Origin of the sequence: Edaphobacter dinghuensis (assembly GCF_014640335.1) — a bacterium.
In the GTDB taxonomy this organism is placed as follows: domain Bacteria; phylum Acidobacteriota; class Terriglobia; order Terriglobales; family Acidobacteriaceae; genus Edaphobacter; species Edaphobacter dinghuensis.
On sequence record NZ_BMGT01000001.1, the window covers coordinates 144,581 to 160,024 of the forward strand.

8 protein-coding genes and 1 tRNA gene are annotated in these 15,444 nt (G+C 54.2%); 3 read left to right on the forward strand and 6 right to left on the reverse strand.

Features of this window, described 5'->3' with window-relative positions; genetic code table 11:
- Nucleotides 1–185 precede the first annotated feature (185 nt).
- Nucleotides 186–3,692 carry a TonB-dependent receptor gene (locus tag IEW09_RS00480; protein WP_229738975.1) on the reverse strand — a complete coding sequence of 1,169 codons (3,507 nt, stop codon included), beginning with the start codon at nucleotides 3,690–3,692 and terminating at the stop codon, nucleotides 186–188.
- A gap of 358 nt (nucleotides 3,693–4,050) precedes the next feature.
- Between IEW09_RS00480 and IEW09_RS00485 the strand changes: the two genes are divergently transcribed.
- Both IEW09_RS00485 and IEW09_RS00490 read left to right on the forward strand, forming a co-directional pair.
- Complete coding sequence (locus IEW09_RS00485; RefSeq protein ID WP_188552223.1) at nucleotides 4,051–5,073, forward strand: LacI family DNA-binding transcriptional regulator; 1,023 nt, start codon at nucleotides 4,051–4,053, stop codon at nucleotides 5,071–5,073.
- Between the two features lie 251 nt (nucleotides 5,074–5,324).
- Nucleotides 5,325–6,932: a tetratricopeptide repeat protein gene (locus IEW09_RS00490; protein ID WP_188552224.1), complete on the forward strand. Its 1,608-nt coding sequence runs from the start codon at nucleotides 5,325–5,327 to the stop codon at nucleotides 6,930–6,932.
- 20 nt (nucleotides 6,933–6,952) lie between these two features.
- Here IEW09_RS00490 and IEW09_RS00495 read toward each other — a convergent pair whose 3' ends face one another.
- Nucleotides 6,953–8,752 (reverse strand): CRTAC1 family protein, encoded by a 1,800-nt coding sequence (locus tag IEW09_RS00495; protein ID WP_229738976.1) that lies wholly within the window; start codon nucleotides 8,750–8,752, stop codon nucleotides 6,953–6,955.
- A gap of 266 nt (nucleotides 8,753–9,018) precedes the next feature.
- Here IEW09_RS00495 and IEW09_RS00500 point away from each other — a divergent pair, with 266 nt between their 5' ends.
- Nucleotides 9,019–11,571, forward strand: coding sequence for a tetratricopeptide repeat protein (locus IEW09_RS00500; RefSeq protein ID WP_188552225.1), 2,553 nt, complete (start codon nucleotides 9,019–9,021; stop codon nucleotides 11,569–11,571).
- A 34-nt stretch (nucleotides 11,572–11,605) separates the two neighbouring features.
- Here IEW09_RS00500 and IEW09_RS00505 read toward each other — a convergent pair.
- The 4 genes from IEW09_RS00505 to IEW09_RS00520 form a co-directional block, all read right to left on the reverse strand.
- Nucleotides 11,606–11,682, reverse strand: a tRNA-Pro gene (locus IEW09_RS00505).
- 89 nt (nucleotides 11,683–11,771) lie between these two features.
- The gene (locus tag IEW09_RS00510; RefSeq protein WP_158911839.1) at nucleotides 11,772–12,044 is read right to left on the reverse strand and encodes an oxidative damage protection protein; all 273 of its coding nucleotides are present in this window, start codon (nucleotides 12,042–12,044) and stop codon (nucleotides 11,772–11,774) included.
- A gap of 128 nt (nucleotides 12,045–12,172) precedes the next feature.
- Nucleotides 12,173–12,577: an SRPBCC family protein gene (locus IEW09_RS00515; protein ID WP_188552226.1), complete on the reverse strand. Its 405-nt coding sequence runs from the start codon at nucleotides 12,575–12,577 to the stop codon at nucleotides 12,173–12,175.
- Nucleotides 12,578–12,684: 107 nt separating this feature from the next.
- Nucleotides 12,685–15,441, reverse strand: a complete 2,757-nt coding sequence (locus IEW09_RS00520; RefSeq protein WP_188552227.1) for a ribonuclease R family protein — start codon at nucleotides 15,439–15,441, stop codon at nucleotides 12,685–12,687.
- Between the last annotated feature and the right edge of the window lie 3 nt (nucleotides 15,442–15,444).

Below are 15,444 nucleotides of genomic sequence, written 5' to 3' on the forward strand. Positions count from 1 at the left end.
GCAAGCCAATATCTGGCAAAAACGGCTTTGAATCCATGCGTTCCTCATGAACCCTAATCGCTTGGAGTATAGATTGAGAGGCATTGGTTAGTAATTCATTGACACTCAGGACAAAAGAGAAACGCGGCCGAGAAGACTCGACCGCGTGGAGTGATTTCAAAGAGTGAGGTAAATGCTTTAGTTGCTCAAAATATGATCTTGCCGCTCAACTGCAATTGCCGGGGTGAATTTGCCTGGCTCGTAACGGCTCCGAAGTTCGTGTTGCTGATGTCATTCTGCGGGCCACCAAAGACTGGGTGATTGAGAATATTGAATCCTTCCGCACGAAATTCAATTCTGTCTTCTCGCCAGAACGGGAAGGAGCGAATGACCGAACTATCCAGATTGATCCACCGTTGCGCCTGCATACTATTCCTTCCGACGTTTCCAAAGGTATATTGCGCTGGGACAGCGAAGGCCGCAGTGTTGAACCATTTCGCGGTGGTGGGGTGAGAAAGATGAGGGTTGCCAACCTGGTCAGCCCATTCATAGCCTGTGTTTCCAATATTAGCGACGTCATTGCTGTCTTTTACAGTGAAGTTCTGACCGTTGCGCCACGTGAAGATATTATTGATCTGCCAATTTCCAACGACATAATCAACGAAGCGATTGCCAGTTGAAAATCTCTTGCCTTTGCCAACCGGGATTTCATAAAGAGAGTTGGCCACGAAGACTTGGGGGATATTGGTCCCGGACAAGCCGTATGAAGCCCCGGGATGATACGCATCCTGCACCACCGTTCCTTCCACACCAAACCAGCCGTCATCTTCGGCCATTGATTTAGACCAGGTATATGCAACCTGGTAAGAGAAGCCGTTGGTGTAGCGCTTATCCAACTGCACCTGGAGAGCGTTGTAACTGCCATTACCGATGCTGCGGTCGTAAAAGGTTGGAATACTGTATGGATAAGGCGCTCGTGACTGCGGAGTACCCGGACCGGGCGTGAGAGCCGTGTTGTATTGCCCGCCGACGTTCGTACGATGAGAAGCAGAGCCGACATAGTCTATTCTCAGAGCCAGGGAGCCGTTCAACTGTCGCTGCACCCCGAAGTTCCACTGCTCCGAGTAAGGGTTCTTAATGTGCGGGTCATAGAACCACTGATTGCTTGTGAAGGGCGTGGCAGGCGGAAAGAGCCCGGACCCGCTTGCGTTGAAAGGATTCTGGGCGGTTACATTCGGTGTAAGTTGACTGGTGGTGGGAACGTTGGTGAGCGAACTTGCGATCTGCTGTCCAATATCAGGCCATGACCCCTCGATGTTCTGGGCCATCTGGGTAACTGCAGCCCAGTCATCAAAGACGATGCCGTAAGCACCATGCATCACCGTTTTGTCGTCGACTTTGAAGGCGAAGCCAAATCTTGGCCCAAGGTTCGAATTGACGTTATGAGAGATCTTGCCGTTGGGGCTCACAATGACATGAGCAGGCAGGGTGCCGTCGCCGGGGATGCAGGGAGCGAAACCGCGCGAGTTGCAAGACGGCGGCAACTTCTGGATGATGTAATTCCCGGTTCCCCAATCCATGTCGCCGGTTTCCGGGCCTCCCTGCTTGCCGATGTTTGCGTTGGTTCCATACGCTGGCAGGAAAGGGTAGTCGTAGCGCAAACCGTAATTCAGGGTGAGCCGTGGGGTAGTCTTCCAGGAATCCTGAAGGAAGACACTTAGCAGCCCGCCGGGGCGCTCTGTCTCATCCACGTTGCGGCGGCTGGCGCCACTAGGCACATTCAGCAGAAAAGATGCCAGAGCGTCGCCGTTAGAAACAGGTTTGCCGTCGGAACCCAGGATGGATGGATTCCCGGTCTGCGGAGCCGAAAAGTTGAGACCAATCTGGGACAACGGGCTGGCAAAGTTCACGGTATCGAACCCTGCACCAAATTTAATTTCATGATTGCCCATGATCTTCGTGTAGGAACCACGAACCTCATGGCTGTCCGTGGCCTTGGGTGTATCGTTGATGCTCTCGCCGCCATTGCCATAGTTGCTGATGCCCGGGCCCGGGAGCAGAGCGCCGCCATTTGCCCCAGCAAAGCCGCTGGCAAAGGCATCGGAAAAGCCTATTGTCGAGATGATGTCGGCAGTTGATTTGGTGAAGCGCGTCGCTGAGTTATCAGACACAGTGGTACGCGCATATTGCACCTGCAGGATCTGAGTGGGGCTGAAGATGTGAACAAAGCTGCCACCCCAGTTGCGCCCATCAATCTCGTGGTCAGTCAGCAGTCCTGGCAACCCGCCAGAAGAGTTGACTGTGCTGTTGATGAAGCTGTAACGGAACCAGGCAGTGTCTTTGGTTCCAAAGCTCTGATCTCCGCGGATATCGAACTCGTTCTGCTTTTGCGTCAATGGAGTAGCGTCAATTGCATTGGCTGCGCACGTACCGCCACTACCGAATTGGAAGCATGGGCCTGGCGCGGGGAAGATAAACTTCGCATAGGCCACCATTCGCTGATCGATCAGATTGGAAGGGATCTGGTTGCCAGCAAATGCCGGGCGGGTGAAGTTGGGATTACCATTTTTGTCGATCGTTGGCGTAGTCTGAAACGGATTGTAGATCTGAAGTTGATTGTTGTCGGCTTCGTTCCCAGCCAATTCCGCATCGGTGGGCACCAGGATCGTACTATCCTGCGGTGTCGAATAGCGATACCCCTGATAAGCGCCAAAGAAGAAGGACTTGTTTCTGCCGTTGTAGAGCTTCGGGATTATCACGGGGCCGCCGATTGAGCCGCCGAACTGATTCTGGTGGAAAGAAGGCTTGGACTGGGACGCCGGCAGAAAATAATTGCGCGCATCGAAGGCTGTGTTGCGAACGTACTCCCAACCAGAACCGTGAAACTCATTGGTACCGCTCTTCGTGACGATATTCACTACGCCACCAAGTACGGAACCGTATTCCGCATCATCGGTATGCGAGACGACTTTGAACTCCTGAATTGCGTCGATGATTGGTGCGATGGCATAGGTGCTCTCGATTGCACCGTAGTTGTAAAGTCCATCCATCAGGAAGAAGTCGCTGCGGTTTGTCTGTCCGTTGATGGAAGGAAAAGAGTAGTCGGAGCCGATGGCGACAGCAGCACCGAATCCACCGCTACCGGACATGCCGCCGCTCTGTCCAGTCATGATCGGAACTACGCCTGGAGTAAGCGACAGCAAAGAAGTAAAGTTACGTCCATTCAAGGGAAGATCGTTGACCTGCTTGGTCTCAATTACAGTTCCCAAACTCGCGCCGCTCACATCGAGTTGGGCTGCGGTAGCGTCAACTGTGACAACTTGGTTCTGGGTACCTATCGCAAGCTTAAAGTTGAGCGTTGCGGTCTGGTCGACCGATAGGACAAATTCAGGAACTTTTTGCGGATTGAAGCCCGTGGCACTCGCCTGAACGGTATAGCGGCCAGGAGTAATGTCAAGAAAGACATAGGCTCCCGAACTGTTGGAGACAGACTGGTGCACAACCGATGTCGCGGTATTCTTCAATTCGATCGTTGCACCCGCAATTACCGCGCCATTGGGATCCCGAATGACTCCATTGACCGAAGCGGTTGAAACCTGGGCTCCCGCCGAACCTGCGAACAGGAGTAGAAGAAGACCGACAAAACAGGCTTTGTACATTCCTGGAAACAAGCCAACAATTTGCCTGGTAAAGCTTTGCGAGTAACGTGTCATCGGAGGAACCTCCCTTAATCGGTGCTGATCTAATCCCGCCATCTCGTGGATGGCTTTTTTTACGGAAGACTCATGGCCCAAGGAAAACGGTAACTGTTCCGAATACTTTAATAAGGTGGAACCAACTTTTATTCGCGCACAATGACTTTGTCAAGTGAAAAAGTCAACCTTTCGGTGGAGATGCAACATCTTTGAAAGATGGATGACCAACCTGCACCTTTGGCGCATAGTTTTGGCTCTCAGGTTTGCTTGGGTAGGAGGGTATCCGCTATAGTATGCGGCTCAGTAAAAGTTTCGCAGACCGCCGCTTCAGAGCAAGCGTGAAGAGAGCAGATCGGAGTGTCAGGACGCCTGGTAAATGACGATCCGAATGAAGGACATAGCTAGGGACCTCGGCCTTTCGCAGGCTACCGTCTCCAAGGTTCTCCGCGATCATCCCGACATTGGCGAGTCGACTCGCAGGCGCGTATTGGAACGAGTCAAGGAGCTGGACTACCAGCCAAATTCCCTTGCGCGCAGTCTTGTTACCGGCCGCAGTTTTCTGATTGGCCTGATCGCTCCCAGCTTGCTGCATCCGTTTTTTGCGGAGATCGCGATTGCTCTGTCAGATGTCATTCGAGACAGAGGCTATTCCCTGATTGTGTCTTCCTCAGAAGAAGATGCGGAGCGCGAAAAGGAAGAGATATCGCGGCTTCTGGGGCGTCATATGGACGCGCTCATCATTGCGTCCGTTGGGTCGGATATTCAGCAATTCGAGCGGATGAACAGCAAAGCTCAGCCGTATGTCCTCATTGATCGAGACTTGGACGGCGTCGACGCCAACTTTGTCGGCATCAATGACAAGAGAGCTGGATATCTTGCGACAGAACACCTCGTCAGCATGGGTTGTCGTCGCATCGCGCACATCCGCGGACAAGACAACAGTCCGGGCAACGGCCGATTCGAAGGCTACAAGGAAGCCCTCCGCGATAACAATCTTTTCTTTTCGAATGACTACGTTGTACGCAGAAACTATGTCGATATCGAAACAACCCGCCGGGGTGCAGAGGCTATGCGCCTGCTACTGGAGCGAAACCCGAAGCCTGACGGCGTCTTCTGCTTCAACGATCCGCTCGCGATTGGTGCCATGAGCACAATCCTCGAGTCAGGCCTAAGAATTCCGGAAGACATTGCCTTGATCGGATGCGGCAATCTGCCTAATAATGATTGGCTTCGAGTTCCTCTTTCGAGCATCGACCAGCGCAGCCAGATGGTGGGCCAACACGCTGCAGAACTTGCACTCAATTTAATCGAGTCCAAGCAAATGCCTCATACCCAGACCACTGTGCTCGAGCCAACTCTTGTAATACGGTCATCTACGCAGAAAAAGAGGAATAAGTGAGAGCATCTGTCTGCAGAACCTGGCTGAATACTTTTATCGGAAACGAGAGGCATTCCCGGTCAAACGGCTCCTTCACGTTGCGTCGCGCAGGATTCGCAACAATCCTGTTTTTCATCCCGATGCTTTCGGGATTCGTAGTCTACGGGAAGACCTCCAAGAATCCCTCCACTCCGTCAGTACACAACTCCAATGAAGAATATGTAGGCTCCAGCTCCTGTTCCTCGTGCCATTTCGAGATCTATCGTCAGTTCTTGAAGACCGATATGGGGCGCTCCATGTCACCGATCACCCCAGCATTGATAAAGAACATCTCTTCTTCCGCCACTTACGACAATCCGCAATTGAAGCGCAGATTCGAAGTTTTCACCCGAGACGGGAAACTCTATCAAAGCGAATATGGACTTGATGCAGACGGCAAGGAAAGCTTTCGGGATACTCATCAGCTCGAATGGATCATCGGAGCAGGCGTCAACGGGTTTGGAGCAATCCTTCAGGACGATCACCATCTCTTCCAGGCGCCGCTGTCTTTCTATTCCAAGGCTATGGATTGGGAACCTTCGCCAGGATACGAGTTTGCCGATCTAGGATTTAATCGTCCGATTACTCCCGGCTGCATTTCCTGTCACAGCGGTCGGCCAAATGCTGTGGCCGGGACCAACGGTAAATTCGAAGCTACGCCTTTTTCTCAACTAGCCATCGGCTGCGAAAGATGCCATGGGCCAGGAGCCGCACATGTACAGCTTATGAGTGGAGAACCCGTCCATAGCTCGGGGAAGGGTCCTTTGTCCGATACCATGATCATCAATCCTGCCCGCCTCACACCATATATGGCCGACAACATCTGCATGGCTTGCCATCAGGCGGGCGATGTACGTGTTCTCAAACCCGGCAAGACATACCGGGATATTCGCCCAGGTCTTCCACTCGACGAGACGTTATCGATCCTGATGGTTCCACCTACACCGGAGGCTCCGCCCTCGAAGGATCACGTCGACCATTACTACTCCATGACTTTGAGCAAGTGCTATCGCGCGAGCAAGGGCAAGCTTAGCTGCATCACCTGCCACGATCCTCACATTGAACCGTCACGCGAAGAGGCCCCGGCGTATTTCAACAGCAAATGTTTGACCTGCCATACGCGCCAAAGCTGCAAACTTCCTTTAGAAACTCGAATGCAGCAAAAACCTGCCGACAACTGCATCGGCTGCCATATGCCGCAGCGCGACATTCAGGTCATCTCACACTCCACCGCCACCAATCATCGCATCGTGGCGACTCCCGATGAGCCATTTCCCGATGTCACCTTCATGCAGACGACGGCTGCGCTGCCGAATTTGATCCATATCAATCCTGCTCATCGTTCAGTGTCAGGTCAGCAGGCCGATCCACTTCCGTTGCTGACCCTCTTGCAAGCCTATGGAGAACTTGCGCAGGACAAACCGGAATACGTGGCCTCTTATTTGAAAGTCCTCAGCCAGCTAGAGCAGACGCAGCCGAATGATCCTTTAGTGCAAGCAGCGCTCGGACGTAGAGATCTGAAAGACGGCAACTTCTCCAATGCTGCTGATCATCTCCGGCGCTCGCTTCAGGCTGGCCCCGCAGTCGCAACGACTTATGCCGATCTGGCAGACGCTCTCACTCATCTTGGACAGACTGCCGAGGCTCGGCCATTGATTGAAAAAGCAATCCAGCTGGATCCATTCAATCCCATTACAAAGAAGATGTTGGTAGTCAATCTCATTCAAGCCAAACAATATCCGGAGGCAAAAAAGTCGCTTGAGGACTATCTCAAAGTCTTTCCGCAAGATGACTTCATGCGTCAGATGTTGCATCGTGCAGAGAGCACGACTCAGCCTTGAAATAGTTTTGAGGTTCGACACTAAGGTCTCCGTGAGGTGTACGGCACTTTGCTGACAATTCCTTTGCCTTCCTGGATGGTGACTATTTGGCCTGCAGCAACTGAAGAGATGGTTTCGACCTTGCCGTCCAGCCAACGAATGGAAAGATTTGCTACAGTCGCTTTCGCTAAGCCAAAGTGCAGTCGAAAATCGTTCTGAGATATATACGAACCACCACTCCGAACCTCATCGATCTGTGTTCGCCCATTGGCCGTGACAGTAATGCGGGCTCCAATTGCATCACGACCGGTGGCCGTCAAAGCACGTATCAGGATGGAGTTGCCCAATGGCGGCGCGACGTTTTTTAGAAGCGACGGTGCCTCTCCCATATTGACGATGACTATCTCTTCGTTGCCATCGTTATTGAGGTCTCCAACAGCGAGTCCGCGTGAAGCATGGGCTGCAGCAATACCGCTTCCCGCTAAAGAAGAGAGATCGAAGAACTGACCGTCTCTGCGATTCCAGTAGAGCAATCGACTCTGCTTGAACGTCTCGCCCGTATGTCCGCTGTCGACTTCGGGGTACACATGCCCATTAGCGAGAATCAGATCTTTCCACCCATCATTGTCAATGTCGATCGCAGCAGTGCCCCAACCCAGGTATCGCGTGTTGACTGCAAGACCCGCGTCGATAGTGGTGTCGTTGAAGCTGTTTGCGCCCTCATTACTGTAGAGAGTTGAGGTATCGTCGGCAAAGTTGGTCTTGAAGATATCGAGACGCCCGCTATGGTTGAAGTCAGCCGCCGCCACCCCCATGCCTGCCTGTGCCCGCCCTTCGTCGTTATAGGCAACACCAGACTCCACGCCGATTTCTTCAAAGCCCTTTCCTTTGAGATTGTGAAAGTAGAGGCTCGCCGTGGAGTCGCAGGCAACATAGATATCCGGCCAGCCATCGTTGTCGAAATCCGCAACCAGCGGGGAAAAGCAGTAGTAGTTCTTGGGCGTGGTGATGTGCATCTTGTCAGAGACATCGGTAAAGTGCCCGTGCCCATCATTTTGATATAGCGAGATCGTCTCGCCCTGCAGTCCTCGTGGCCCGCAGATCACTGGCAGTCCCTTCCATTCGCATTGCGACTTCTCGCCCGGATGTGGTGTCGTGGCTGGATCGAACTCAATGTAGTGGGCTACGACCAGATCCAGAGCTCCATCCCGGTTGAAGTCCACAAAAGCGCATCCTGTGCTCCAGCGTGGTTTCGGCGATGCCAACCCACGCTCCTCTGTTTCATTCTTAAACGTGCCGTTGCCCTGATTATGGTAAAGAACGTTCTGTCCCCATTGCGTGATGAAGAGATCAACATGCCCGTCATTGTCGATATCGCCGGCGCAAACTCCCTGCCCCCATCCGGTGTGCGTCAATCCAGCCTTGGCGGTGACATCTTCAAACTTCAGCCCGCCAAGGTTGTGATACAGCACTGGCGTAGATGTGCCGCCACCATGGAGACGATCGCCGTTGACGAACAGAATGTCCGGCAAACCATCGTTGTCGTAATCGAAGATGGCGACTCCATTTCCGGTAGTCTCGATGATGTATTGCTTATTCTTTTCCGCCCCGGAGACATTCACTGCAGTAAGTCCTGCCTGGGCAGCAATGTCCTCATAACGCACCACCGGCGGCTTTAATCCGGCAGGTAAAGGCTTCGCAGGTGTTGCCACGCCGTTCCCGGTTGATACTCCCATCTGGGCATGACACAGGCTGGCCGAAGCGAAGCTAAGAAGCAATGCCGTCCACCGAAGCGATGAAACGATGTGCTTTTGAATATTGCTGAGACGGAGCTTCTCCATGTTCTGGCGAATTATAGCAGTGGAAAGTGTGACTCTGCGGCTCGCCCTCCCGCTCGCCTGTTGGGCGAATTCTCCCGGCAAGACAGGCACCGCCGCCTCTTTGACCACCAGCGTACGACCGCGCACTTTTCGCCGTGAGATCAATGCAACGGATATAGTGGATTCACGTCGAAGCAATATACCGCGGAGCTTACATGGTCTGGAGTCGAAATTCATTGTTTGTCCACAACGAATCCTTTCACCGGAACGCCGGAAGGCGAAGATCAATGTGGCGATATGTTCTGCTTGCACTCCCTGTTTTCTGTGTCTTGCCATCAATCGCGTTCGCCCAGAGTGGTCCCGCTTGTACCGGACCGACCGCGCTGGACCAGATGATTGTTTCCAATCCTTCCAGTGGCGCCTACGAAGCACTGGGAACCTGGTTTGCAAAGCGCCGTCAATTCTCTTGCGCCATCTCTGCCTTTGAATCTGCACTTCGGCTCGATCCCAAATCGTGGCAGGGTCACTACGATCTCGGACTCACTCTGCTGAGCAGCGGCAATCCTCGCGGCGCGATTACGGAGCTCAAGACAGCGTCGGCGCTGAAGCCGAACTCGGAGCAGATTTTACTGCCGTTGGGAGCAGCACTCAGTGAGACGAACCGACAAGACAGTGCAATTGAGGTCTTCAAGTCGATTCTGAAAGAAAATCCGCAATCGATTAAGGCGATCGATGGTCTCACCAAGGCTTTTATTGCCGAAGGAAGATACGAAGCGGCTATTGCAGCGCTCAAGAACGCTCCGCCGGACGAAGTTTTACAGCTCAATCTTGCCGTCGCGTATTCAAAGAACGGTAATCCTGACGAATCACTGAAGGTTCTTTCTGCAATCATTAAGCAGCATCCTGCTTATGCCCAGGGGCACTTCAATATGGGAGCCGTTTACGTTCAAGAGAACCGATTCGGCGAGGCAGCGCAGGAATTTAAAGAGGCGCTGCGCCTCGATCCCTCCGACGACGTCACTCGCCTGTCCTATGTAAAAGCTCTGGTGGTTCTCGCTCAGTTCGATACCGCGGCTCCGATTATGCAGGAGTATCGGCAGCGTCGACCGCACGAATTCGATGCACTTTACTTCAGCGGCGTCGTGGAAAAAGGATTGGGCGACTATGCAGGCGCCGAAAAATTTTTACGTCAGGCAGTGGCTATTAACCCGAATTATTTCGATGCACGATACAGCCTGGGCTATGTGCTCGCGCACCTTAGCCGTCCTGCAGAGGCACGTCCCGAACTGGAAGCTGCCCTCAAACTCGATCCAAGTTCGAGCAAGGCACGATTTCAGTTAGCAGCAGTGTTACGTGCTCTCGGACAGAAGAGTGAGGCGAATAAAGAATTAAGTACCTTCGAGAAGCAAAAGGAGCAAGGCGTCAAACAAGATGTCGCCGGTGTGAAAGCAAATCAGGCAAATGCTGATTTGCAGACGGGAGATCCGCAAAAGGCCGTTGATCTGTATCGCCAATCACTCGTCGAAGACCCAGGAAATGCACGCACCTACTACAACCTTGCCCTTGCTTTAGACCGGACGGGAGATCATCGCGCGGAGCGGGAGGCACTCGAAAAAGCGGTCGAACTCGATCCCAAGCTGGCTCGTCCTCATAATCAACTTGGCGTTCTCGACCTGCAGGAAAATCAGGCCGCCACCGCGAAAAAGCAGTTCGAGACGGCCATCTCGCTCGATCCGCAATATGCTGAAGCTCAAAATAATTTAGGCGTTCTGAGTGGGCAGCTCGGCGAAAGCGCGCAAGCCGAAAAGCTATTCCGCGAAGCAACGGAAAACAATCCGCAGTATGGTCAGGCCTTCGCCAATCTGGGCATGATACTGGCTAGCGAAGGCCGATTCCCGGAGGCCGCTCAGGCACTTTCTACCGCCGTTCAAATCGAACCGAATAATACTGGCGCCCTCAGCGCATATGGAATGGTCCTGGTGCGCTTGAATAAAGGAAGTGAGGCCCTCACCCATTTTCGCAAGGTGACGGAGCTTGACCCCAAATCGCCGGGAGCACATCTGAACCTGGGAATTGCCCTGGCCGATCAGTTCGACCTCAACGGTGCGTTGAGCGAATTTTCTGAAGCGGTCAATCTGGATCCGGACAATGCCGTGGCACACTACAACAAGGGACGAGTCCTCCTCGATTTACAACGCAACAGCGAGGCAAAACCCGAACTTGAGAAGGCAATTCAGCTCGATCCAAACTCGGCAGACTCCTGGTACCTTCTGGGTTTAATCTCGAGGCAGGCAGGGGAGACAGAGGCAGCCATTCGCAACTTCCAGAAGTCGCTTGCCGTCAAGCCGGACAATGCCGAAGCTCATTTCATGCTGGGGCAGGAACTTCAACGGAAGGGCGATTCAGCCGGTGCAATCGAGCAATGGCGTAGAACCATCCAAATTCAGCCGCAATACAGCGAGGCGTACTACAGCCTCTCACGTCTCCTGATGCAGTCGCATCCCGATGAAGCCAAGCGATTGCAGGCGCAATTCAAAACGTTGCAGGCCGCACAGCACATCACAGATCGCGCGAACACGCTTGGTAACTTTGCCCTGGCCTCAGCCGACGCCCACGACTGGCCGCAGGCGATCGCCCAACTCAAGGAAGCTATTAATGCTTGTGGGCAATGCGATTCACTAGCCCCGCTTCACAAAGATCTTGGCTTGATCTACTGCCGCTCTGGCGACTACAAAAATGGGCGAACAGAGTTGCTGGCCGCGCAGAAGCTGACTCCGGCAGATGAAGATATTAAGAAAGCGCTCGAGCTATTGCAGACAGTACAATCACCGACACTATAGCATTAATTGCGAAGGTCTAAATTGTTGAGAAAAATGGTCGGGACGACTAGATTCGAACTAGCGACCTCACCCACCCCAAGGGTGCGCTCTACCAGGCTGAGCCACGTCCCGACTCTTGTTTGCACGCAGTCCGGGCGGACCGCGGCGGGGTATGTTGCAGACCTAAGTGTACACGAATCGCGCGATCTTCGCGCCATCCGTTACTTCGTAGGCGCGACGTACTCCTTGGGCAAAGATCCGCCTTCGCCGAAGAAGAACTCGTTCATCTGCTCCACAAGGAACTCCTGTGCCTCGCGCGTCCAGGGCTGCAGGCGGTACTCATTCAACAGCATCTTCTGGCGCTCCACCCACTCGCCCCAGGCTTTTTTAGACACATTTTTGTAGATCTTCTGACCGAAATCCGAGTCAAAGGGCGGTTCATCGAGGCCTTCCATTTCAGCCTTGTATTTGGTGCAGAAAACCATGTGCGCCATATTCTTCAATTCCTTTATCTAAATATCTAAAAATATCGGCCCAAGCGTAGTCAGACCATAACGCAGCCAGAGACATCTCTAGGATACCTCCTTCTCGCCAATACAGCTCGATCACCCAAAGTCGAAGCTCAGCTTCTATCTGCCTGCCTGTCCAGCGTCTCCTTCATAATCACGCTGCCCTGCTCGATCATGCCCCGAATTCCCTCCGCAAGCTCATTCGGCAGTAAATCGGCGATCCACACAATCCTGCTTCCCTCCCCATCCGCAAACACCTGCACCGATGCATTGTGATGCGAAAGCTGTCCTCCTACCGCAGACCACGCCAATCGGCGAGCTTCTTCATCCAAATCGACGATCAACTCTTTCACTACCAAGCCATTTCCAAACGTTACGATTCTCGCACCCGGCTCCAACTGTGTATCCACAACAAACCCCGGAACCAGCCGCGTGTGTAATGCGCCAACGTCACGAATTGCCGCCCATACATCTTTCGGGCAGGCTCTGGTAAAAATCTCTCTGCGAATCGATGCCATCTTCAGAACTCCACATGTGAGATGAGAATGAATCAAACAAATCGTTCAGCAATGACATTGTATTGATCTATCCATGGAGCAATCACCCATCATCTCGATGCAAGCGATCAACCGCGCTTTTTCTTTCCTTTATTCACCTTGTCCCTCTTCCGAACCTTCTTCTTCGCAGCTGCTCCCTTGGTCTTGCGTGGCTTTCCGGAACGGTCAGGGCTTGGCTGTCTGGTTCGTCCATCATCAACCGACGTTACCTTCTTATTCTTTCCAGCACGTCGCAAGGAACCAGACCGCCGTGTACCTTCGCTTTCTCTCTCATCCGGCAACAGCGCGAACTGCAGTCGCTTTTGTTGGCGGTCAATCCTGTCGAGCAGAACATGAACGCGCAGGCCCATCTTGAAGATGTGGCCGTTACGCGCGCCCACAATCTGCCTGTCGGTGTCGCGGAAGAAATAGCGGTCGTCCTGCAAGCTCGCAATCGGCACAAGCCCCTCGATGAAGAGGTCGTCGAGTTCAACGAAGAAGCCATACTTCGTGCAGGAGAGAATAATGGCATTGAAATCCTCTCCAACACGATCCTCCATGAAGCGTATCTTCTTCCACTCGATCAGCTCGCGCTCTGCATCATCGGCGCGGCGCTCCGCTTGGCTGGACTCAGTGGCGATGACAGCAATCTCTGCCTCTGGAATAGGCGCCATCGCATCACCAAGCCGAATCTGCGAGGAAGTATGTTTAGCTTCCTGCTTCGCATCACTCATCTCGCGCCAAGGCTGCGGATCGGTGCTCAAAATAGCCGCACCCTGCGGATTCGCGCCGCGCTGCAACAGATCGCGCAGCAGCCGATGAACGATCAGGTCCGGGTAGCGGCGAATCGGCGAGGTGAAGTGGGTATAGCTGGGCGACGCCAGCGCAAAGTGGCCGACGTTCTGTTCGCTGTATCGCGCCTGCTTCAACGACCGCAGCATCAGGTAGGCAAGAATCCGCTCCTCCGGTTTGCCTGCGATCTTCGCCGTCAGCCGCTGGTACATCTGCGGCGTCACCGGAATCGACTCAGCGACCTCATGCGTCTTCGCCGTACGATTCGTTCCACGCACCGAGCGCCGGTCAGCCTTCGTCTGCACCCGCTTTACGGGCAGACTGCTGAACCCGAGCGAATACCCGAACTGACTTGCCGTCTCTTCAAAGTCGACGATGCGCTTAGGATCGGGCATCTCATGAATACGGTAGACGCTGGGCACGCCCTGCGCTTCGATCCAGTGAGCAACACACTCGTTGGCCGAGAGCATAAACTCCTCGATCAAGCGGTGCGACCAGCCACGCTGCGAGCGCACGATGGCTTCCATGTTGCCTTCGGGATCGAACTGCACCACCGGCTCCGGCAGATCGAAATCAATCGATCCGCGGCGATGACGCTTCGCATTCAGCTTCAGCGCCAGTTCGTACATGCGCTCGAAGTCCGGCACCAATGCTGCAAACTCCTTGCGCGTCGCCGCATCGCCATCGAGCACCGCCTGAATCTGCGTATACGTCATGCGCCGTGCGCTGCGAATGATGCCCTCGCACAACTCGTAGCCAAGTACTTCGCCGCGTCCGTCGATCTCCATCAGGCAGCTCAGAACCAACCGATCCTCATCTGGCCGCAGGCTGCACATCCCACTCGAAAGCTGATTCGGCAACATTGGGATAGCGCGATCAGGAAAATAAACTGACGTGCCACGCAGACGCGCTTCAAGATCGAGCGCTGTGCCCGGACGAACATAGTGGCTGACATCCGCGATGTGCACCTGAAGCTGCCAATTGCCATTGGCCAGCGGCTCTACCAATACAGCGTCGTCAAAATCTCGCGCCGTCTCGCCATCGATGGTGACGATCGGCAGTCCGCGAAAATCCCTGCGCCGTTTCAACTCGTCCGCTGCCAGCGTCTCGACCGTCTGCGCCGCCGATGCCGTGGCCTCCGCCAGCACATTCGCAGGAAAGGTATACGGCAGATGATGTTTGCGAATGACGATCTCGACATCGACGCCGAACGCATCAGGCGGTCCCAGCACTTCGAGCACACGACCGCGCGCAGGACGCCCCGGCGCAGGAAAATCCGTGATCTCGATATCGACCGCAAGCCCTTCCAGTGGCCAATGCGGGTCCAGCTCCTCCGTCCAATGCGCCTGCTGCGCCTGCGCCTCTTCGCCCAACACACGATGCGGTGTAACAGTCGGTGTTACGGCAATCTCAGCACCCTCAGGGATGAGAATCCCCTGCGTCATCCGCTCGTCCAGCGGCGTGACGTAGTTGCCATTGATCAGTGGAGCACTCTCCCACGAGTTAGAACGCCCTCGCGACCGCGCATAGTGAAAGATGCCAACCACCGTAGGATTGCGTCGCGTCAACACCCGCGCTACTCGCCCCGAACGCCGTCCATCACGTCCCGGCGGCGCTTCATCCACCAGCACCTCGTCGCCCTGCATCGCTCCGTTGATTTCATTCGGAGGAATGAACAAGTCGTCTTCGCGACTAGTGCTCTGGTTAGGTCGAACAAACGCGTAGCCATCGCGATGCAGATCGATCTTTCCTGCTACCAAACGGTCGCGGTTGGCGCGATGTTCTAAATGTTCTACGGGCTGTTCTGCATTTCGCGATGCGCGAGCAGTCTTCTCCGGCGCGGCGGCAGGCAAACTCCACTGCTCGGTGTCGATCTTGACCAGCTCCCCACGAGCGGTAATGCGCGCAAGCTGCTCCAGCAGCAGACGCCGCTCGCGTCCACCGCCGAGCCCGAACTCGCGCACCAATTGCTTGTATCCGGCACGATGCCCCGGAGAGCGCTCAATCCTGCGAATCAGTTCACGATCACTTCGGGGATACGGTGTCTGCGCCATCTC

What these genes read in the sequence shown, in the direction of transcription:
- IEW09_RS00510 (WP_158911839.1), bottom strand. Translation starts at nt 12,044, where the DNA reads ATGGCGCACATGGTTTTCTGCACCAAATACAAGGCTGAAATGGAAGGC.
- IEW09_RS00485 (WP_188552223.1), top strand. Translation starts at nt 4,051, where the DNA reads ATGACGATCCGAATGAAGGACATAGCTAGGGACCTCGGCCTTTCGCAG.
- IEW09_RS00480 (WP_229738975.1), bottom strand. Translation starts at nt 3,692, where the DNA reads ATGACACGTTACTCGCAAAGCTTTACCAGGCAAATTGTTGGCTTGTTT.
- IEW09_RS00500 (WP_188552225.1), top strand. Translation starts at nt 9,019, where the DNA reads ATGTGGCGATATGTTCTGCTTGCACTCCCTGTTTTCTGTGTCTTGCCA.
- IEW09_RS00515 (WP_188552226.1), bottom strand. Translation starts at nt 12,577, where the DNA reads ATGGCATCGATTCGCAGAGAGATTTTTACCAGAGCCTGCCCGAAAGAT.
- IEW09_RS00495 (WP_229738976.1), bottom strand. Translation starts at nt 8,752, where the DNA reads ATGGAGAAGCTCCGTCTCAGCAATATTCAAAAGCACATCGTTTCATCG.
- IEW09_RS00520 (WP_188552227.1), bottom strand. Translation starts at nt 15,441, where the DNA reads ATGGCGCAGACACCGTATCCCCGAAGTGATCGTGAACTGATTCGCAGG.